At 60.8% G+C, this 19801-nt stretch carries 16 protein-coding genes, 1 pseudogene and 1 riboswitch; of the genes and pseudogenes, 14 read left to right on the top strand and 3 right to left on the bottom strand.

Annotation, left to right across the window (positions count from 1 at the left end; all coding sequences use genetic code 11):
- Window positions 1–29 precede the first annotated feature (29 nt).
- The 5 genes and pseudogenes from rluD to OUZ52_RS12365 all read left to right on the top strand — a co-directional run bounded on the left by rluD (window position 30) and on the right by OUZ52_RS12365 (window position 8294).
- Window positions 30–1004, top strand: coding sequence for a 23S rRNA pseudouridine(1911/1915/1917) synthase RluD (gene rluD / locus OUZ52_RS12385; protein ID WP_266158703.1), 975 nt, complete (start codon window positions 30–32; stop codon window positions 1002–1004).
- A 238-nt stretch (window positions 1005–1242) separates the two neighbouring features.
- Window positions 1243–1919, top strand: a pseudogene (locus OUZ52_RS12380) (purine nucleoside phosphorylase YfiH/LACC1 family protein).
- A 318-nt stretch (window positions 1920–2237) separates the two neighbouring features.
- Complete coding sequence (clpB, locus tag OUZ52_RS12375; protein ID WP_266158702.1) at window positions 2238–4826, top strand: ATP-dependent chaperone ClpB; 2589 nt, start codon at window positions 2238–2240, stop codon at window positions 4824–4826.
- Between the two features lie 367 nt (window positions 4827–5193).
- A complete protein-coding gene (locus OUZ52_RS12370) occupies window positions 5194–7728 on the top strand; it encodes a TonB-dependent receptor plug domain-containing protein (RefSeq protein WP_266158701.1) in 2535 nt (844 codons plus the stop codon).
- Window positions 7729–7913: 185 nt separating this feature from the next.
- Entirely contained in the window at window positions 7914–8294 is a 381-nt protein-coding gene (locus OUZ52_RS12365; RefSeq protein WP_266158700.1) for a hypothetical protein, read from the top strand.
- A 37-nt stretch (window positions 8295–8331) separates the two neighbouring features.
- Here the strand turns inward: OUZ52_RS12365 and OUZ52_RS12360 are convergent, their stop codons facing one another.
- Complete coding sequence (locus tag OUZ52_RS12360; protein ID WP_266158699.1) at window positions 8332–9381, bottom strand: alpha/beta fold hydrolase; 1050 nt, start codon at window positions 9379–9381, stop codon at window positions 8332–8334.
- A 356-nt stretch (window positions 9382–9737) separates the two neighbouring features.
- Here OUZ52_RS12360 and OUZ52_RS12355 point away from each other — a divergent pair, with 356 nt between their 5' ends.
- Window positions 9738–10130: a hypothetical protein gene (locus OUZ52_RS12355; protein ID WP_266158698.1), complete on the top strand. Its 393-nt coding sequence runs from the start codon at window positions 9738–9740 to the stop codon at window positions 10128–10130.
- A gap of 135 nt (window positions 10131–10265) precedes the next feature.
- The gene (locus OUZ52_RS12350) at window positions 10266–10712 is read left to right on the top strand and encodes a hypothetical protein (protein ID WP_266158697.1); all 447 of its coding nucleotides are present in this window, start codon (window positions 10266–10268) and stop codon (window positions 10710–10712) included.
- Window positions 10713–10736: 24 nt separating this feature from the next.
- Here the strand turns inward: OUZ52_RS12350 and OUZ52_RS12345 are convergent, their stop codons facing one another.
- Window positions 10737–11027, bottom strand: a complete 291-nt coding sequence (locus OUZ52_RS12345) for a YciI family protein (RefSeq protein ID WP_266158696.1) — start codon at window positions 11025–11027, stop codon at window positions 10737–10739.
- A gap of 236 nt (window positions 11028–11263) precedes the next feature.
- Here OUZ52_RS12345 and OUZ52_RS12340 point away from each other — a divergent pair, with 236 nt between their 5' ends.
- The 3 genes from OUZ52_RS12340 to OUZ52_RS12335 all read left to right on the top strand — a co-directional run bounded on the left by OUZ52_RS12340 (window position 11264) and on the right by OUZ52_RS12335 (window position 12954).
- Window positions 11264–11842 carry a LysR family transcriptional regulator gene (locus tag OUZ52_RS12340; RefSeq protein WP_323135344.1) on the top strand — a complete coding sequence of 193 codons (579 nt, stop codon included), beginning with the start codon at window positions 11264–11266 and terminating at the stop codon, window positions 11840–11842.
- Window positions 11812–12069 (top strand): LysR substrate-binding domain-containing protein, encoded by a 258-nt coding sequence (locus OUZ52_RS22870; protein WP_323135343.1) that lies wholly within the window; start codon window positions 11812–11814, stop codon window positions 12067–12069. Before OUZ52_RS12340 ends, OUZ52_RS22870 begins: the two co-directional genes overlap by 31 nt.
- A gap of 102 nt (window positions 12070–12171) precedes the next feature.
- Window positions 12172–12954 (top strand): suppressor of fused domain protein, encoded by a 783-nt coding sequence (locus OUZ52_RS12335; protein ID WP_266158695.1) that lies wholly within the window; start codon window positions 12172–12174, stop codon window positions 12952–12954.
- Between the two features lie 57 nt (window positions 12955–13011).
- Here OUZ52_RS12335 and OUZ52_RS12330 read toward each other — a convergent pair whose 3' ends face one another.
- The gene (locus tag OUZ52_RS12330; RefSeq protein ID WP_266158694.1) at window positions 13012–15423 is read right to left on the bottom strand and encodes a TonB-dependent receptor plug domain-containing protein; all 2412 of its coding nucleotides are present in this window, start codon (window positions 15421–15423) and stop codon (window positions 13012–13014) included.
- 163 nt (window positions 15424–15586) lie between these two features.
- Window positions 15587–15817: riboswitch (cobalamin riboswitch) on the top strand.
- Between the two features lie 112 nt (window positions 15818–15929).
- Between OUZ52_RS12330 and btuB the strand changes: the two genes are divergently transcribed.
- The 4 genes from btuB to OUZ52_RS12310 all read left to right on the top strand — a co-directional run.
- On the top strand, window positions 15930–17819 hold the full coding sequence (btuB, locus tag OUZ52_RS12325) for a TonB-dependent vitamin B12 receptor (RefSeq protein WP_425493839.1): 1890 nt from the start codon (window positions 15930–15932) through the stop codon (window positions 17817–17819).
- A 73-nt stretch (window positions 17820–17892) separates the two neighbouring features.
- Entirely contained in the window at window positions 17893–18474 is a 582-nt protein-coding gene (locus OUZ52_RS12320) for a hypothetical protein (RefSeq protein WP_266158693.1), read from the top strand.
- Between the two features lie 87 nt (window positions 18475–18561).
- Window positions 18562–19161, top strand: coding sequence for a cob(I)yrinic acid a,c-diamide adenosyltransferase (gene cobO, locus OUZ52_RS12315; RefSeq protein ID WP_266158713.1), 600 nt, complete (start codon window positions 18562–18564; stop codon window positions 19159–19161).
- Window positions 19161–19801 (top strand): nucleotide-binding protein (locus OUZ52_RS12310; RefSeq protein ID WP_266158692.1); only part of this gene is annotated, 641 nt, incomplete at its 3' end. The genes cobO and OUZ52_RS12310, both read left to right, overlap by 1 nt.

Below are 19801 nucleotides of genomic sequence, written 5' to 3'. Positions count from 1 at the left end.
GATAGCGCCGGAACTCGGGATTCGGCGCTATGACCACCATTCGTCATGAGGCCGAGGTTCCCCTGTCGGCCGCAGGTCGGCGTTTCGACCAAGCTTTGGCCGAGATGTTCCCCGACTATTCACGTTCCCGCCTTACCGCCTGGGTCAAGGCCGGGGCGGTGACCCTGGACGGCGTCCCCGCCGCGCCGCGGCATTTGCTGCGCGGCGGCGAGCAGGTGCGGCTTGAGGTCGAGCTGGAGCTGGAAGTCGAGCTGGCTCCCGAGGCCATTGCGCTGGATATCGTCCACGAAGACGACTACGTGCTGGTGCTGAACAAGCCGGCCGGCCTGGTGGTACACCCCGGTGCCGGCAATGCCGCCGGTACCTTGCTGAACGCCTTGCTGCATCACGACGCCAAGCTGGCCGAGCTGCCGCGAGCCGGCATCGTGCACCGGCTGGACAAGGACACCTCCGGGCTGATGGTGGTGGCCAAGACGCTGGCGACCCATACGGCGCTGGTCGACATGCTGTCGCGTCACGATGTCGAGCGCCAGTACGAGGCCATCGTGCTGGGCACCATGGTTTCCGGCGGCACCGTAGATGCGCCGATTGGCCGCCACATGGGCGATCGCCTGCGCCAGGCGGTGCGTGATGAGGAAGACGGCAAGCACGCCGTGACCCATTACCGCCTGCGCGAACGCTTCCGAGGGCACAGCCTGCTGCAATGCAGCCTGGAAACCGGTCGTACCCATCAGATTCGCGTGCATATGACGCATATCGGGCACCCCCTGGTCGGCGATCCGCTTTACGGCGGTGGCCTGAAATTGCCCAAGGGGGCAACCCCGGAGCTGGTTGCTGCCCTGCGCGGTTTCCGCCGCCAGGCGCTGCACGCCGAGCGATTGGCCTTCGTGCATCCGATCAGCCATGAGCCGTTGTCGTTCAGTGCGGAACGTCCGGCTGACCAGTTGGCGCTGATCGAGGCGCTGCGGGCCGATCTGGCGGCGAATGGGCCGGATATCTACTAAGGCGGCTGTTTTCATGTGGGTGTGCCGGGTGTCTGAGCTTTCCGCCGGCCCGGACCCCTCCCTCACGCACATGGGGGTTTAGCGCCTCCCCCGATGGGCAGGGGGCTGGGAGGGGGCCGCCGTTGGCTCTTGCTAAGGTAGTGAGCACCGCGTGATGGAATAGAACCGCAAGCTTGCCCTGCGACCCTATGCCCACATTGGCTTTCCCTGATCCTCACCTTTTGCTTTCAGCGCGCTTATGACCGATGCATGGCTGTTCCCCGATTGGCCCGCCCCACGGCAGGTTCGTGCGGCGGTGAGTACCCGCATGGGCCCTGGCGTGTCGGCGGCGCCGTTTGATCGCTTCAATCTTGGCTTGCGCAGTGGCGATGTACTCGATGTGGTGACCGCCAATCGCGGCGCACTGCAACAGGCGTTGGCGCTGCCAGCGGCGCCGCGCTGGCTTCATCAGGTGCATGGCACCACGGTGGCCGAACTCGGCCCGCTGCCCAGTGCGGATGAGCCGCAAGCCGATGCGGCGGTATCGCATTTGCCCGGCACGGTGCCGCCCATGCGGGTTGGCGCGGGCTGGCAGCCGGGGTGCTGGAAGCGACCATCGAGCAAATGCAGTCGCCTGCCTCGCGCTTGCTGGCGTGGCTGGGGCCGTGCATTGGCGCGGCCTCCTACGAGGTGGGTGACGAAGTGCGCCAGGCCTTTGTCGACCACGATGCCGAAGCCGCCGGCTGCTTCGAGCCTACCCGGGCCAGGCACTGGCGCTGCGACCTGGCGACCCTGGCCAAGCGCCGCTTGAGTGCCGCCGGGATCAAGCACATTTACGGCGGCGGCTTCGATACCTTCACCGACCCGTGTTTTTATTCCTATCGGCGCGAGGGCGCGCGCAGCGGGCGGTTTGCCAGTTTGATCTGGTTGGCTTGAGAGCGGGGAACGGGGGGTGGGGAGCGGGGAGTTCGCGGGGTGATTGTTGTGCTGCGCTCTTTTCGATCTTTCTTTGTTTTAGCCCTTGCTTTTCCGCTCCTGCTTTTTAGGTTTTTCCCCGTTCCCCGTTCCCCGTTCCCCGTTCCCCGTTCCCCGTTCCCCGTTCCCCGTTCCCCGTTCCCCGTTCCCCGTTCCCCGTTCCCCGTTCCCCGTTCCCCGTTCCTGACCCGCGCCGCGCCGGCAAACTTGAATCCCTGGCCCTAGTCCGCATCTCCCTGCACAGTGGCGACACGTCGCCAATCCCCTTTCAGCGGAGACATGCCCAAGCGGATGGACAAACTCACCTCGCGTTTTCAACAGGCGCTTAGCGACGCCCAATCGTTGGCGGTTGGGCGCGATCACAACATGCTCGAGCCGGCGCACCTGATGGCCGCGCTGCTCGATCAGCAGGGTGGCTCGACGGCGCCGTTGCTGACCCAGGCACAGGTGAATGTGCCGGCCTTACGCCAGCGAGTGGCCGAACTACTGGAGCGCTTGCCCCGGGTCAGCGGGCAAGAGGGCAATATTCATGTCGGTAATGAGCTGACCCGTTTACTCAACCTCACCGACAAATTGGCGCAGCAGCGCGGCGATCAATTCATCGCCAGCGAATTGTTTGTACTCGCCGCGCTGGAAGAGAAGGGCGAGCTGGGCGCGGCGTTGAAAGCGACCGGTGCCAGCAAAAAGCATCTGGAAGAGGCCATCGACAAACTGCGCGGTGGCGAAAAAGTGCAAAGCGAAAACGCCGAAGAACAGCGCCAGGCGTTAGAGAAATATTGCGTCGATCTCACCTCGCGCGCCGAGAGCGGCAAGCTCGATCCGGTGATCGGTCGTGATGAAGAAATTCGTCGCACGATCCAGGTACTGCAACGGCGTACCAAGAACAATCCGGTTTTGATCGGTGAGCCGGGCGTTGGCAAAACCGCGATTGTCGAAGGCCTGGCCCAACGCATCATCAAGGGCGAAGTGCCTGAAGGCTTGCGCGATCGCCGCGTGCTTGCGCTGGACATGGGCGCGTTGATCGCCGGCGCGAAATTCCGTGGCGAATTTGAAGAGCGCTTGAAAGCGGTGCTCAACGACCTTTCCAAACAGGAAGGCCGGGTCATTCTATTTATTGACGAGCTGCACACCATGGTCGGTGCCGGTAAGGCCGATGGCGCGATGGATGCCGGCAATATGCTCAAGCCCGCGCTAGCGCGCGGCGAGCTGCATTGCATTGGCGCCACCACTCTGGATGAGTACCGCAAATACATCGAGAAAGACGCCGCGCTGGAGCGTCGCTTTCAAAAAGTATTTGTCGGTGAGCCCAGTGTCGAAGACACCATCGCCATATTGCGTGGCTTGAAAGAACGCTATGCCGTCCATCACGGCGTGGAGATCACCGACCCGGCGATTGTCGCGGCCGCCACGCTTTCCAATCGCTACATCACCGACCGTCAGTTGCCGGATAAGGCCATCGACCTGATGGACGAGGCCGCCTCGCGTATCCGCATGGAGATCGACTCCAAGCCGGAGGAATTGGATCGCCTGGAGCGTCGCCTGATCCAGCTGAAAATTCAGCGCGAAATGCTGAAAAAAGAAACCGACGACGCATCGAAAAAGCGCCTTGCCGATCTCGAAACCGACATCGAGAAACTCGAGCGCGAGTTCTCTGATCTGAATGAAATCTGGAAATCCGAAAAGGCCGCGCTGCAAGGCACGACCAAGGTGAAAGAGCAAATCGAGCAAGCGCGAGTGGAACTCGAAACCGCCCAGCGCAAGCAAGACTACGCCAAGATGAGCGAGCTTCAGTACGGCAGGTTGCCCGAGCTGGAGAAGCAATTGGCCGAAGCGCAGGCCGCCGAGCAGAAAGACTTCACCTTGTTGCAAGACAAGGTCACCGACGAAGAAATCGCCGAAGTGGTTTCGCGCTGGACCGGCATCCCGGTCAGCAAGATGCTCGAAGGCGAGCGTGAAAAACTGCTGCACATGGAAGATGCCTTGCATCATCGCGTCGTGGGGCAGGGCGAAGCCGTGCGCGCGGTTTCCGATGCCATTCGCCGCGCCCGCGCCGGGCTTTCCGACCCCCATCGCCCTTACGGTTCGTTCCTGTTTCTCGGCCCTACCGGCGTAGGCAAGACCGAACTGTGCAAAGCGCTGGCCGAGTTTCTGTTCGATACCCAGGACGCCATGGTGCGCATCGACATGAGTGAGTTCATGGAGAAACACTCGGTGAGCCGCTTGATCGGAGCACCGCCTGGCTACGTCGGTTATGAAGAAGGCGGCTATCTCACCGAGGCCGTGCGTCGCCGCCCCTACAGCGTGATCCTGCTCGACGAAGTCGAGAAAGCCCATCCGGATGTCTTCAATATCCTGCTGCAAGTCTTGGATGACGGCCGCCTTACCGATGGCCAGGGTCGTACGGTCGATTTCCGCAATACCGTCATCGTCATGACCTCCAACCTGGGCTCGCAGTTGATTCAGGAGCAGGCCGGCGACAGCGAGGCGGATTACATGCAGATGAAGGCGTCAGTGCTCGGTGTGGTGCAAGCGCACTTCCGCCCCGAGTTCATCAATCGCCTCGATGAATTGGTGGTCTTCCGCCCGTTGGGTAAAGCCCAGATTCGCGCCATCGCGAAGTTCCAGTTGAGCTATCTGGAGAAACGCCTGGGCGAGCGTCAGTTACAGCTGACGATCAGCGATGCGGCGCTGGATTTGCTGAGCAATGTCGGTTTCGACCCGGTTTACGGCGCGCGTCCGTTGAAGCGGGCGATCCAGCAGCAACTGGAAAATCCACTGGCCAAGGAGTTGCTCGAAGGCAAATTCCTGCCCGGCGATACCGTGTCTGTGGATCTCAGCGGCGGACATCTGGTGTTTCATAAAGGGTAGGCGTTGAAGCGCTGCGAGAACTCATCGCAGCAGACACTGCAGATGGCATCGATCGTAACGAACCCCGCTCAGGCGGGGTTCGTTCGTTACCGGGCGATAAAAGTAACCTCTGGCGCTGACGGAGGGGCAGCGGCAGTGCGCATGCCAGTCGCCAGGCTTGCGGCAACGGTTTTTTTATCGCAGCTGTGTAGTGGCTCACAGTCTGTGCCTCTTTAGCCCGTTTTGTGCAGTGCTGCTGCTCCTACTTACAAGTCGTTGACATAGCTCGTGCTGAGATGACCGCATCCGGCGTGGGGAGACGGCGGAGGTGGCGAATCGTGCGGTTGTCCGATGGCGCCGTTGTCGAGCGGTTGAATGGGAGAGGCTAATGTCAGATTGCTATTTGGCGCGTCCGCAAGGGCGTGGTTGGTCATGCTTGTCGTTGGGGACGGCGAGCCTGGGGTTACTTCTTCTCGCCTTGCCGGTCTGCGCTCAGCAGGCGGCAGCGCCGCTGGACCAGCAAAAAGCCAAGACGCTCGAGGGCGTGCAAGTGATTGGTTCGCGCGCCAAGGATCGTACGGCGGCAGAGACGGCTGCGCCGGTCGATGTAATCGGTCGCGAGCAGCTGGAAAATGCCGGTGTGGTCGAAGTGGGCCAGGCGCTGCAGATGCTCGAGCCCAGCTTCAATTTCTCGCGTACCTTTGTCAGCGACGGTACCGACACCATCCGTCCGGCGACCTTGCGCGGGCTGGGACCGGACCAAGTGCTGGTGCTGGTCAATGGCAAGCGTCGGCATCAGCAGGCCCTGGTCAATGTGCAGCAAACCATCGGTCGTGGTTCCGCCGGCACCGATATCAATGCGATCCCGATCTCGGCGATCGAGCGTATCGAAGTACTGCGCGACGGTGCCGCCGCACAGTATGGCTCGGACGCGATCTCCGGCGTGATCAATATCGTGCTGAAGAAACAGGTCGGCGAGACCAACGTGTCGTTGAATGGCGGCAAGACTTATCAAGGTGACGGCTTCACCCGGCAGGGTGACATCAACACCGGTTTGCGTATCGGTAAAGATGGCTACCTCGATCTGAGCGCGGAGTATCGGCATCGCGACCCGACCAACCGTGCAGGCGTCGACTCGTTGCGGGCGAACCCGCCTCGGGTCACCCAGCGGCTGGGTGATGCCGATACCAAGGATGCCTATTTCTGGCTCAACGGTGGACTGCCGATCGCCCAAGGCGAGTTGTACTGGTTTGGTGGTATTTCACAGCGCAAGGGCAACTCTTTTGGCTTCTTCCGCTCCGCCGGTGACAACCGCACGATCCCAGCGTTGTATCCGAATGGCTTCTTGCCGAACATTTCCACCAACGTCAAGGATGCCTCACTTGCCGTGGGTTATCGTGGGCCGCTGGGCGGCCAGTGGGACTACGATATTTCACTTAACCACGGTCGCAGCCAGTTCGCGTTCAACGAGCGCCAATCGGCGAATGTGAGCTGGTGGTACGAACCGCGCGATCCATCCAACCCGGCTGCCGGCATTTATGCGGACTCGCCGACGTCGGCGAACACCGGCACGCTGCGACTGAACGAAACCACCTTCAACTTTGATCTGCGCGGCCCGATCGATTGGGGTGTCGGCCAGGATGCGTTGAATTTCGCTACCGGCTTTGAGTGGCGGCGCGACAGCTATCAAATCTTGCCGGGCGACCCGGTGTCGTACACCTACGGCCGCAGCAATGACCGTGGCATTCCGATCGTCGGCCAGACCGGTGACATCGCGCAGCCGGGTATTCAGGGCTTTCCTGGCTTTTCACCGACCGAGGCGGTCAACAAAGGCCGCAGCAATATCGCGCTTTACCTCGATGCGGAGTCGCAGATGACTCAGCGGCTGCTGCTGGGCGCCGCCGTTCGCTATGAGCACTACTCCGACTTTGGCAGCACGACCACCGGCAAACTGTCGGCACGCTTCGACGCCACCGACGAGTTCGCCGTGCGCGGTACGTTGGCCACCGGCTTTCGCGCACCGGGTGTGCAGCAACTGTTCTACAGCCAGCGGTCAACCAATCTCGACCCCAGCGGCAAGCTGACGGACACGCTGACCGCGCGACAAGACAGCCCGGTGACGCATGCCTTTGGCATTCCGCCGTTGAAACAGGAAACCTCGCGCAGCGGCACCTTGGGCGTGGTCTACAAGCCTGGTAACGACTTCACGCTGACCGTGGATTTGTTTCGTATCGACATCAAGAACCGGATTATTTTCTCCAGCAATATCGTGCCGGAAAACGTCGGTAGCGACGGCAACCCCTGTGCCAGCAACAATGCCAATTGCCCGATTCGCGCGATTCTGGCGCCGTTCGGGGTAGGGCAGGTGTTGTTCTTCACCAATGCGATCAATACCAAGACGCAAGGTGTCGACGTCGTCGTCGAGAAAGGTTTTCACTTCGCCAATAACGCCACGCTCGATCTCACCGCGCTGCTCAACTACAACAAAACCGAGGTCACCAAACGCAAGTCGCCATCGGCCATCTTGCCGCCGGATAAATTGTTTGACGACACCCAGGTGACGCTGATCGAGCAAGGCCAGCCGCGCGTACACGATGTACTGCAAGGCGTATATCGCACCGGGCCGTGGGACTTCACCCTGCGAGGCAATTACTTCGGTCCGGTCAGCGGACAGGGGTTTACGCCGGGGATCATACAAACCTGGCACGGCAAGTGGCTGGCAGACATCGCGATGGGTTACCGCTTCTCAGACCGCATCAAGCTGACGGTAGGTGCGGACAATGTATTCGACACCTACCCGGACAAATGGGATCCGAAGAAGGGCGCACCCTTTCCGCAATTGGGTTTTGTCTACGGTTGGGAGACCCTGCCGTTTGGCGTGAATGGCGGCTATTACTACGCACGGCTTGATTTCAAGTTTTGAGCAGCGGCTTTGAGGGGATGGGCAGAGCGGTTCTTTTCGCCGCTGAGATGGAAATATCGGCGCCAGCTATCCGTCCTGATTCAACATGGATATCGGATCGGGACGGGTTGACGGTTTGTCAGCGAAGCTTGAGCATCCATCGCTATCTCCCGGGTGCGGGGTTTATCAAGCCTTAGGTGCCAAGAATGCTGTGCACGTTTGCCAGGGCAATCTCATTCCTTTTGGGCGCCTTACTGTTCGTGATGGGTGTCGGTACGATCGGCATACTCACTCGAGCGGTCATATCGCCGGATAGCGGTCGACTGACGAGCTATTTCTTCTCTGCCTGCTGTGTGTTGATAGGGGCCCCCTTGATTGCCGTGGCTTTTTCAACACGGGTGGCAAAGTGGCTGGCGCTCTTTGCCGGGTCTCTTTTCGGCTTGATGATGCTTGGGATGGCGTTCTGGCCGCTGACCGGGGTGCATCCTTCCATCGTGTTCCAAGTGCTGGCCATCGCATTCGCCACGCTTTTGTGCGTCCGGGTGGGCAGTGCGATCCGTCATAGGCGCCGGGCGCAAAGCGCTTGACCGTCATCCACTACGTTCATGTTGCTAGCCACCGCCGCTACTGCAAAAACTGGATGATCCGCTGGTTGACAGCGTCGGGTTGCGCCATGGCGGCGATGTGGTCGGCATTTGGCACCAGGGCGACGTGTAGTCCCGGCATCCGTGCTTGGGCCTGCTTGAGGGCGGCCTGCGGCTGGTAGAGCCGCTCTTGCTCTCCGATGAGTAATAGCGTTGGCGCGCGAATCGCCCGCAGCTCCGCACCGCTAAACGCTGGCGCCTTGGTAACGCTGATCTTGGGCCGCTCGAACATCGTCATCGCCATCAGGGCGCCCCACTTGGCATCCAGGGGAGGGATCCATGACGCGGCTTGCTTTTGTTGCGAATCAGCCGGCTTGGGCCTGCGCCGGCTGCCGATGAAACGGTGCACGAGCTTGAGTACGGGTTGTTTGACCCGCAGCAGATAGGTCAGCTTCCAGTACTGAGAAGCAAAGCCGCCTACCGGGCTGATCAGCACGATCCGATCGACGCGTTCCGGCGTCAGCGATGCTTGATTCAGGGCTAAAAAGCCTCCGTAGGAGCAGCCGACGATCGAGCTGCGCTGGACACCCAGGCCGTCGAGCACTTGGGCCATCCAATCGGCGAGTTGCTGCCGATTGCGCGGGCGCTGGAGCGCCAAGCTTTTGCCCGGCTGACCGATGACATCGACCGCAAAGGTCCGGAAGTGAGCGCTGAGGCCGGCGATATTCAGGCGCCAGGCCATGGCGCTTGCCGCAAAACTGTGCAGCAGCACCAGCGGCGGCGCTTCTGGCGAGCCGCTGGCGATGACATGGGTCGAGCCCAGCCGCGTAGAAATATCGAACGCTTGGTAGGGAACGGGCCAGTCGGCAAGCGCGGCGTTATAGGCGGCCATGTATCGCGCCCGGCTTTCCTCGCTCTTGAACTCAGGTAGTGGATTCGACGCTTTCTGGGCCATCGTGGGACTCCGGAGCTTATGGGCAAGGCTGCGTTTTAGCGGGATTTGCGAAAAAAAAGCAGACTCCTCAAGGTGTCGAAAAGACGATAAAATGCCGACAGCCCGGGGCAATCTGAAAAACCACGATGTGCGCATCGCACAAGACGCCGGCAATAAGCTGAAGTGACCACGACACTCTAGCGCGTGGATACGCACGATGGGCTTGTTGCGGCGAGCACCTTCACGGCGCATACGCCGATAGCAGTACGCTTGATGATTCCGCGTTGCATTTTCCTGCCACCATCGGCCTGTGACGGACTGGCTGGAAGCTGCGCAGGCCCTATGCAATGATCCGCCACACCTGTGCATGCCGACCCACGCGATGTCGGGGGTGTTTTAATCGTCATGCCTAAGTCGATGCAAACGATCGGCATGCAGGGTGAGCATGGCGACAAGAAAAACCACGCCCTTGCCAGATGGCAGGTTATAGGCAGACACACTCAAGGAGATTTATGAAAGGCATCGTGTTCGTTGCGTTACTACTGTTCAGTGCTAGCGCAAGCGTAGCCGCCGGCATCGCAAAGCCCAAGGCGATGGACTTATCCACGCTCTACAAGAGTTTTACTGATAAAGGTTCCTCCACCTCGGATATGCCTGAATATGAGCAAGAGATTCTTGTTTCAGGCGTGGTACTCAACCAATCCGAAAGCCTCACTGGCGATGCCTTGATGTCGGCAGGCTCGGCGCAGTCCGACGACGAACTCGCCCGGATCACCCCGGCTGACGAAAAAGAGGGCGCCAAAATGAAGGCGCTGGCCGTGGGTTCGGCTTTCCAGGCGGTCTGCGTGGTTGGCTTTGCTTCGGGTTCGGCCTATATCCCACTGACCGATTGCGTATTCAAGTAAGGGCAGGCTCGTATGAAAGCGCATTTACCCAAGCTGGCATGCCTTGCCGTGGTTTGTGCATCGTTTGCGACATGGGCGGCGGATACCAACGATCAGCATGTATCGATCGAACGTCTGGTGCGCTGTCAGGCGTCGATGCAGGAGGTTGCGCGTTTCAACGAGCTGGTTGACCGACAGGCGCTGGACTTCTCGACGGCCGAGAAGTTTGCACCCTGGGGCGGAACGGCATGGACTATCGAACCTTCCATCTCGATGGAAGGTTTGCACTCGGATGTCGTGCTGATGATCGACCGTGCCAGCTTCTATCTGCGCAGTGTCAGCAATAATCCCAAGGCCGATATTCGCCAAGTAGCCCAGCGGCTACAACTGAGCAAGGCGCTGGACGAAGCGGGTGGGCTTGATTATGTGAAGAAGGACGGCGACAAGACCGTGCATGCGATGTCGAGCGAGGATAGCGATGCCTACCTTCTCGGCTGCTCCTACGATATGGCCGCGGTCCAGCGCGCACGAAAGGCTATGGCCAACGAGACGCCCGAGCGTATCGAGCGCAAAGCCAGAATACAAAAAGCCCTTTCGGATTAACTACGGCGCGTAAGGTAGCTTGGCTTAGAGCGACGCCAGCAGTACCAGCTCGGGGCGCGTGAAGACTGCATCGAAATCGACGATCTGGTTTTCGACGACATCGGCGCTTACATACGAGTCTTCGGACAATATCTGCAGCAGCCGGGCTTTCTCGATACGTTTCGCCACAATGATGCCGCCCTGTTTGCTGCGCTTGGGTCCGGCAAACAGAAACGTACCTTCCTCGATGTATTTGGCTACCCATTCACCGTGGGCTTTGCGGTGTGGCTCGACCTGAGACAGCTCGGTGATGTAGCTGGAGTTGATGAGAAACATGGTGGCTCCTGTGGGGTGGCCAAGACTCATCCGGGCTTTGGCTAAGCGCCTCTGCGACGATGTTGTCTACGGCGTGACGAGATCCGCGCAGCCGTGGGCAGCTGAGCGTGATGCTTCATACACGCGTCAGGTGCTTCGTCAACATGTGGCCGGCCGCTGCTGTCGATAAGTATGTTTACGCGAGGGGCGCGGATAAACTCGTGTCCAGTTCGGGAACTCGCAACGGTGGGTGCGCAATGCTTGATCGTTTTAAGAGTCTGTCGGTTTTTGTCTGCGTGGTGGACAAAGGCAGCTTTACCGATGCGGCGACCGAATGCGGCATGTCGGCGACCATGGTCGGCAAGCACATCCGCGAGATCGAGCAGCGGCTGGGGGCGAAAGTGCTGAGCCGCACCACCCGGCAACAATCGTTGACCGAGCTAGGGCGTCTTTACTACGAACGGGCCAAACAACTACTGGATGACTTGCGCGATGCCGATGCCTGCGCCGAAGACATACGCACATCACCCCGGGGGCTTTTAAAGATTCATGCGCCGGTGTCGTTCGGCAGCCAGCAGTTGGCCGTCGCCGTAGCGGATTATTTGCGCCGTTATCCCGACGTCAAGATCGACCTGACACTTGCCGACCGTCACTACGAACGGCCGGTGGATTTGGTGGAAGAAGGTTATGACGCGTCGATACGGATTGGCCCGCTGGTCGATTCGGAGCTTATGGCGCGACCGCTCAAGCCCTATCACATGTGGCTATGTGCTTCGCCCGAATACCTGGCGCGCGCGGGCACCCCATGCATGACGTGCGCGTCGACGGACAACTGATCGTCAACCATGGACAGGCACTCAAGACGGCCGCGATGGCTGGGCTGGGCATCATCATGCAGCCGGAGCTGCTGCTCGCGGACGAAGTGGCTTCTGGCCGCCTGGTCAGAATTCTGGCGGACTACGAACTGCCCTCGCGGCCGCTGTTTATCGTGCACCATGCGGATCGCAGGCCCACCGCCAAGCTGCGTAATTTCATCGACTTCATGGTCGAGCGGTTTGGCTAACCGCATCGTAGGGAAGCATCAGGTTTTCCCATCGCCGATAGATACAAGACCGATCGCACGCGACGCACTGGCTTGCGTTAGACATCACATCAAGGAGAGGACATGGGGCCGTTCGATACATTAAAGAAGTTATTCGGTGCCGGTACATCGACGCCAAGCGAGCAGCCTTCGACCGGCACCGCCGCCTCCGCCGCCCAGATGTCGCATCAGCGGCTTGACCGCTATTGGGCCTCGATCGGTGCGGTCGAGCCGGATCTGTTGGCCCACCTGATCAGCCCGAGTTTCACCGGTGGGCCTTCTTGGCCGACCACGCGTCAGGCCTACCGGGTGATTCGTCGTGGCTCATCGATCATTCTCGCCACCGATGGCATGTCAGATCCGTTCGACGGTGTTGCAGGCATGGGCAATGGTTTTGAGATGGAGCTATTCCTGGAGACCGCCGATATACCGGCATCGTTTGCCGGCGACAAGGGCGACGTCGGCCGGATCAAGGAAAGCTGGGCCTTTGAACTGCTTCATCATGTCGGCGAGATGGTGGCGGAAGCGGGCGGTATCACCGCAAGGCTTGAGCGCTACGATTCGCTATCGGTAGAGCTTCCAGGCTTTAGCCAATCGCACGCGCTGGCGGCGCAGCTGCCGGCACGCTTCGCGACGGCGGACGATAGCCTGGGCATTCTGCTGGGCGCGCCTGATCCGGATTTTCCGGCCATCATCGACGACATGCCGTTGTCAGCGGTGCGGATGGTATCGATCACGCTGCTGACGGCGGCGGAGCTTGAGCACCTACGCCAGGGCGGCGCGGCCGCTCGCCATGAGCTGGTGCAAAAGCTCGCTGCCGCGCCCTCGCGGCATCGATGCGATTTGCAGCGGCCAAGCCTGGTTTAAATAGGCTATCCGGCCATGCAAACAACCCGGCGCAAGGCCGGGCTGTTTGTTGATGGCTTACCAGCGATAGGTCACCTTGGCGTACCAGTAGCGTCCATTGAAGCCGAACGGTGACAGCGGCGAATAAGGAATCTCGCCGTTGTAGTAGTCGTAGGCATTGTTGGGCGTGACGCGAGTCGGATACTGGTTGGTGATGTTGTCACCGCCCACCGTAAATGACCAATTTTGTAGTTTGTAGTTGAGTGACATGTCCAGCAGCCAGCGGGCCGAGAAGCTCTGGTCGCCAGCCGGCGTGTCGCCCAGGCGTTCGATGGCGCCGTAACGAGTGAGGTTGGCGTGCAGGTCAAAGCCCTGGTACAGCCAATCGCCACCGAGCATGTATTTGGTGCGCGGGGTGGCCGAAGTGAGAATGCCCTGGCTGGAGCGGCCAAACAGCTGGATGCCCGGCACATGGTCGGTCAGCTGCGATGGCGGTGCGATAACGCTGAGTACCTTGGTGTGGTTGTAGTTGGCGCCGATATTCAGGCGCAGGCCGCCGTAATCGCCCAGATCCATTCGGTAATTGCCGACCAGGTCGGCGCCGCGAGTGCGGGTGGTGGCGGCATTGGCAAAGTATTGCGCCGCGCTGACCTGGGTATTGGGCACGACCGAGTTGAAGTAGGCCAGCAGGGCCGGGTTGTCGATCAGGTCGATCTGGTCGGAGTAGAGAATCTGATGCCAGATGCGGATCTGGTACAGATCAAGCACGGCGCTGAAGTCGTTGGTCGGTTGCCATACCGCACCGATGCTGTAGTTGCTCGACTTCTCCGGGGTCAGCTGCTTGGAGCCCAGCGCCATGGCTTCGGGCGACGAGGTGCGATAGGTACCGACCTGTACCAATTGCTGGTTTTGAATGATCGATACCACCGACTCATAGTTTTGCTGTGCCAGCGACGGCGCGCGGAAACCATTGGATGCGGTGGCGCGCAGCGCAAATGTATCGGTGAACTGATAACGCGCAGACAGCTTGCCGGAGCGCGTGGAGCCCGCATCGCTGTAGTTCTCGTAACGTCCGGCCACGCCCACCGATAGCTTGCTGCTCAGGTCGGTTTCGAGGTCGAGATAGGCGGCCTTGCTATGGCGGCTGAAGTCGCCGCTGACCTGCGGTGTCAGGCCGGGATAGACCTGCGAGCCGGTTGGAAATGCACCGGCGGGATCGCCGTAATAAGAGCTGGGGTCGCCCGGATAAATGTCGTAGCCATCGCGCCGGTATTCCGCGCCAAACGCAATATTCAGCGGGTTGGGCAGCCAGCCTTCCACTTCTTTGCTGACATCCAGGTTGAACACGCTTTGGGTGGTACGGAATCTGCCGACATGAAACTCGGTAGGCGTATAGCCGAGCGTATTGTAGAGGGCGACGTTGAGGCTGTTGCGCACATTGAAATTGAGCCGGTTGATGCCGTAATTGCCCGACACATCCCAATGCCAGCCGCCGTCGGTAATGCCTTTGATGCCGAGTACGGCAGACATATCGTTGGTGTCGTTGACGATATGTGGCAAATAGCCGTCTGGATAAATTGCCGGCACGTTGCGATTTGAACCGGCGGTGCGGTAGTAGCCGTTGGAGTCGACGTGGCGGCGGCTCATGTTGATGTAGCCGTAAAGATCCACGTTGGAGGCCAGCACGAAATCGAAATTGGTCAGCGCCTGATAAGTCTTGACGCCGGGGTCGCCGTAGCGCTGGTATTCCACGCCGCCATTGCTGGCCGGGTCTTGCAGGCCGTATTCGGCACGGTTGGTTTTCATCGCGCTTTGGTAGTTGAGCGCGATACGCCACCAGCCCAGCGAGCCATCCTTGCCCAGCGGCACGCCAAGCGAGGCCTCGACACCGTTCTGGGCGCCGTCGCCCTTGTCCATGACACCGCCCGAAGCGGTGATTTGGCCGCCTTTGCCGCCATGTTTGAGCACGATATTGATGACTCCGGCGATGGCGTCGGAGCCGTACTGCGCGGCCGCGCCGTCGCGCAGCACTTCGATATGGTCGATGGCGGCGAGCGGGATCGAGTTCAGATCCACCGGTGCCGAGCCGCGGCCTACCGAGGGGTTGTAGTTGACCAGGGAGCTGGTGTGATAACGCTTGCCATCGACCAGTACCAAGACCTGGTCGGGCGACAGCCCGCGCAGAGTGGCTGGGCGCAGCGCGTCGTTGCCGTCGTTGATGGCGGGCCGCGGAAAATCCAGCGAGGGCAGCAGGCGCCCTAGTGCACTGGCCAGATCAGTATTGCCGCTGCTTTGCAGGTCGGCGGCGCTGAGCACATCGATCGGCGACAGCGATTCGGCCACGGTGCGGTTGCTGGCACGGGTGCCGGTGACCACCACCGACTGCAATTGCTTGGCGTTGCTGGTCGATGGCGGCGGCTGCTCGCCGGGTGCGGTCTGGGCCAGGCCGCTGCCGGCAGCGAACAGCAGGCAGGATCCGGTCAGGAACATGCACCGGACAGGCGCCTTGCGGCGCTTGAGTCGTTTGCTCATCAAGTCTCTCCCCGATTCCGATGGCCGGAACAAAGCGTGCTACATGTGATCACCTGATCTTTCCCCACGGCCAAGCTATTGAAACCAGGCGGGGCCGTCAACGAGAGGGCGCCAAACTGCTAATATCCGCCCAGCCTGAGGTGACCGCCGATGCTGTATCGGCGGTTGAAACGGGAATCCGGTGCGGTCGTGCCAGGTCATGGCACACCCAGTCCGGAGCTGCCCCCGCAACGGTAGGCGAGCACAGGATCGGTACAAAGCCACTGCGCGTAAGCGTGGGAAGGCGCTGATTCGGAAGGCCTGGGTGCCTTCGCTCGCAAGCCCGGAGACCGGCCTTATAGGCATAACCAGACATGCGGCGGGCAATGTCATGGGGTCGCGTATTGCACGTCGGCGCCACGCTTTCTTCCGTGTGTCCCAATACCACGATACCGCGCGGGTAGGCGCGGCCCAGGAGCGTTGCTGTGCATTCTCAAGTTTTGTTGGTCCGCCGATCCGTGTTGGCGGTGGCGTTGTTGTCCGTGTTCACCCCTGCCTTTGCCGCCGATAGCGGGGCACCGGACAGTACCAGCGACCTCAATAGTGTCGTCGTGACCGCGACGCGTACCGATCAGACGCAGGCGAGCACGCTGGCCGCTATCACGGTGATCGACCGCGCGGATATCGAGCGTTTGCAGCCGCAGTCGGTGCAGGATTTGCTGCGCGGCACGCCGGGCATGTCGATTGCCAATAACGGCGGCATCGGCAAGGCCACGACCATGTTCCTGCGCGGCACCGAATCGGACCATGTGCTGGTGCTGGTCGATGGCGTCAAGATTGGTTCGGCCACCCTCGGCCTGCCGTCCATCCAGGACATTCCGGTGGAGCAGATCGAGCGCATTGAAATCGTGCGCGGGCCGTTCTCCAGCCTTTATGGCTCGGAGGCTATCGGTGGTGTGATCCAGATCTTTACCCGTCGTCCGGCTGGGTCTTTCGTACCTAACTTCAGCTTTGGCGTGGGCAGCTACGACAGCTTGCACGGCTCGGCCGGCCTGGCTGGTCGCTCGGGGCAGGGCTGGTACTCGCTGGAGGCATCGCACGACCAGACCCAGGGCATCAACGCCTGCCGTGGCAAGCCATTTCCGAATGGTGCCGGTTGCTTCACCTATGAGCCGGATCGCGATGGCTACCGCAATAATTCGCTGTCACTGCAAGGCGGCTATCGTTTCAGCGACGAATGGGATGCCGATGCGCGCATTTTCCGCGCCGAGGGACACAACAAATACGACGGCACCACCAGCAATAGCTCCGACGTCGTATCGCAAGTGGCCGGCACCCGCGTGCATTACAAGCCGATCAAGGCAGTTACGCTGACCTTGAGCCTCGGGCAAAGCATCGATCTCAACGACAGCTATCTCAACAACGTCTACGCCAGCACCTTCAACACCCGCCGTAACATGGGCTCGTTGCAGGCCGATATCAGCGCCGGTGGCGGCCTGTACAGCCTTGGCTTTGATGTGCAGCGCGACAAGGTGCAGAGCAATACCATCTACCCGGTCGATCACCGGGTGACCCGTGGTTTGTTCGCGCAATGGCAGCAGACGTTCGGCAGCCAGTCGTTGCAGGCCAGTGTGCGCCGCGACGACAACAGCCAGTTTGGCGGCAAGAACACCGGCAGCTTGCTGTGGGGTTGGGACTTCACGCAGGAACTGCGCCTGACCGCCAGCTACGGCACCGCTTTCAAGGCGCCGACCTTCAACGAACTTTACTACCCGTTCTACGGCAAGCCGACGCTGCGTCCGGAAACCTCGCGTAGTTTCGAATTGGGCCTGCGCGGCACGCACAGCTGGGGTGGCTGGTCGCTCAATGCGTTCCAGACCAAGATCAAGGATTTGATCGCCTATGACGACAGGCCGAATCTGCCGTTGTATCCGTATGGCTCGGCCAACAATATCGACCGCGCGCTTATTCGCGGTGTCGAGGCCACGGCGAATACGACGATTGCCGACTGGAGCTTGAGTGGTACGGCCACCTGGCTGGATCCGCTTAACGACACCAGCGGCCTGTATCACAACAATGTCTTGCCGCGCCGGGCGAAAGAAAGCGCCCGTATCGATGCCGATCGGCATATCGGTGACCTGAGCTTTGGCGGCAGCGTGTATGTGGCCGGTCATCGTTACGACAATCTCGACAACAGCTATCGCCTGGGCGGCTATGCGCTTACCGATTTGCGCATGACCTATGCGTTCCAGAAGGATTGGCGGCTACAGTTGAGCGCCAACAACGTGTTCAACAAGCACTACGAAACCGCGGCCTATTTCAACCAGATGGGGCGTAATTACATGTTGACCGTGCGTTATCAGCCTGGCCAGTAAGCGGCGTTAAGCCGCCTGCGCCAGCATGTGCAACGTCAGGCCGTACAAGTCACACCCTCATGAGATCCATGCGATGAAACCATTGTCCCGTTCCAGTGCCGTCACCGTGTTTGTTGCATTGCTGGTAGTGATGCTTGCTACCCGCTTCAAGCACTTTGGCGATGTGCTGCATTTGCCAGACGCGTCGATGGCGGTGTTCTTTCTTGGCGGCCTGTACTTGCGGCGGCATGCGTTGTTTGGGCTGTTCATGGCGCTGGCGGTGGTGCTGGATTGGGTTTCGATCAGCTATGCCGGCGTCAGCGATTTCTGCGTTACCGTGGCCTATAGCTTTTTGCTGCCGGCTTATGCGGTGCTGTGGTACGGCGGCCGGCAGTACGCGGCTTATTTGCAGGGCAGCGCCGGCTCGCTGATCGGTGCGTTTGGGGTGGCCTTGTTGGCGGCCAGCTTGTCGTTTGCGATTTCCAACGGCGCGTTCTACTGGTTCGGCGGTCGTTACGCCGCGCCGCATTTCAGCGAGTATGTCGCGCGGTTATGGCAGTGGGGGCCGTTGTTTGTGCGCACCACGCTGAGCTATATCGCGGTGGCCCTGGCCGGGCACGGGTTGTTCGCCTGGGCGACTTCATCGCGGCTGGCGGGGCGCCCGTCCGGCGCCTGATGGCGCCGGCAGGTTGAGCCACTAGCTGTAAACCCCTAATAGCTGAAGCAGGATCGAGTGATGAGTGACGAGCGCAAGCGCGAAGAGATGACTGCCGAGGAGCGCCACCGCGAGCGCATGCAGCGCAAGAAGGAGCTGGTCGACCGCAAGATCGCCCGTGCGACGATCGAGCGTGGCGTGCTGGTGGTCAATACCGGCAATGGCAAAGGCAAGAGTTCATCCGGCTTCGGCATGCTGGCGCGTTCGCTGGGCCATGGTTTTCACTGTGGCGTGGTGCAATTCATCAAGGGCAGTTTCTCGACCGGTGAAGAGGCTTTTTTCCGCCGCTTCGACGAGGATCTGGACTACCACGTGATGGGCGAAGGCTTTACCTGGGAAACCCAGGACAAGGCGCGCGACATCGCCGCGGCGCAGGCTGCCTGGGATATCGCCGCGCGCATGCTGGCGGACCCGGCTTACGACTTTGTGTTGCTCGATGAGTTGAATATCGCCCTGGTCAAACAGTATGTGCGGCTGGAGCAGGTGCTGGCCGCGCTGGCGACACGGCCGCCGAATCAGCATGTGGTGATTACCGGCCGTGGCGCCCCGGATGGCTTGATTGAAGTCGCCGACACGGTGACCGAGATGCGCGTGGTCAAGCATGCGTTCGAGGCCGGTATCAAGGCACAGAAGGGCATCGAGTTGTGATGCACCACTGTCCCGCCTTGCTGGTTTCCGCGCCGGCCTCGGGGCAGGGCAAGACCAGCGTGACCGCGGCCTTGGCGCGCTGGCATAGCCGGCAAGGGCGGCGTGTACGGGTGTTCAAGACCGGGCCGGATTTTCTCGACCCGATGGTCTTGCAGCGGGCCAGCCGGCATCCGGTCTACCAACTGGATCTGTGGATGGCTGGCGAGGCCGATGTGCGGGCGCGTCTTTACGCCGCCGCTGCTGAGGCCGATTTGATCCTGGTCGAAGGCGTCATGGGTTTGTTCGACGGCAGCCTGTCGAGCGCCGACCTGGCCCAGCGGCTGGGCCTGCCGGTGCTGGCGGTGATCGATGGCTCGGCCATGGCGCAAACCTTTGGTGCGCTGGCGACCGGGCTGGCGCGTTATCGCGAAGGCTTGCAGGTGCACGGTGTGGCGGCCAATCGCATTGGCAGCGCCTACCACGCGCAATTGCTCGCCGACAGCTTGCCGGCGGATCTGCACTGGCTGGGCGCCTTGCCGCGCGATCCATCGCTGGCCTTGCCCGAACGTCACCTGGGTTTGGTGGCTGCGGCCGAGTTGGGCGATATCGATACGCGCCTGGATGCCCTGGCCGATGCCTGGGCGACGCATGCCGATGCCAG

Source organism: Dyella silvatica, assembly GCF_026283955.1.
GTDB classification, from domain to species: Bacteria; Pseudomonadota; Gammaproteobacteria; order Xanthomonadales; family Rhodanobacteraceae; genus Dyella_C; species Dyella_C silvatica.
This window is presented reverse-complemented; position numbering and strand designations above follow the sequence as displayed.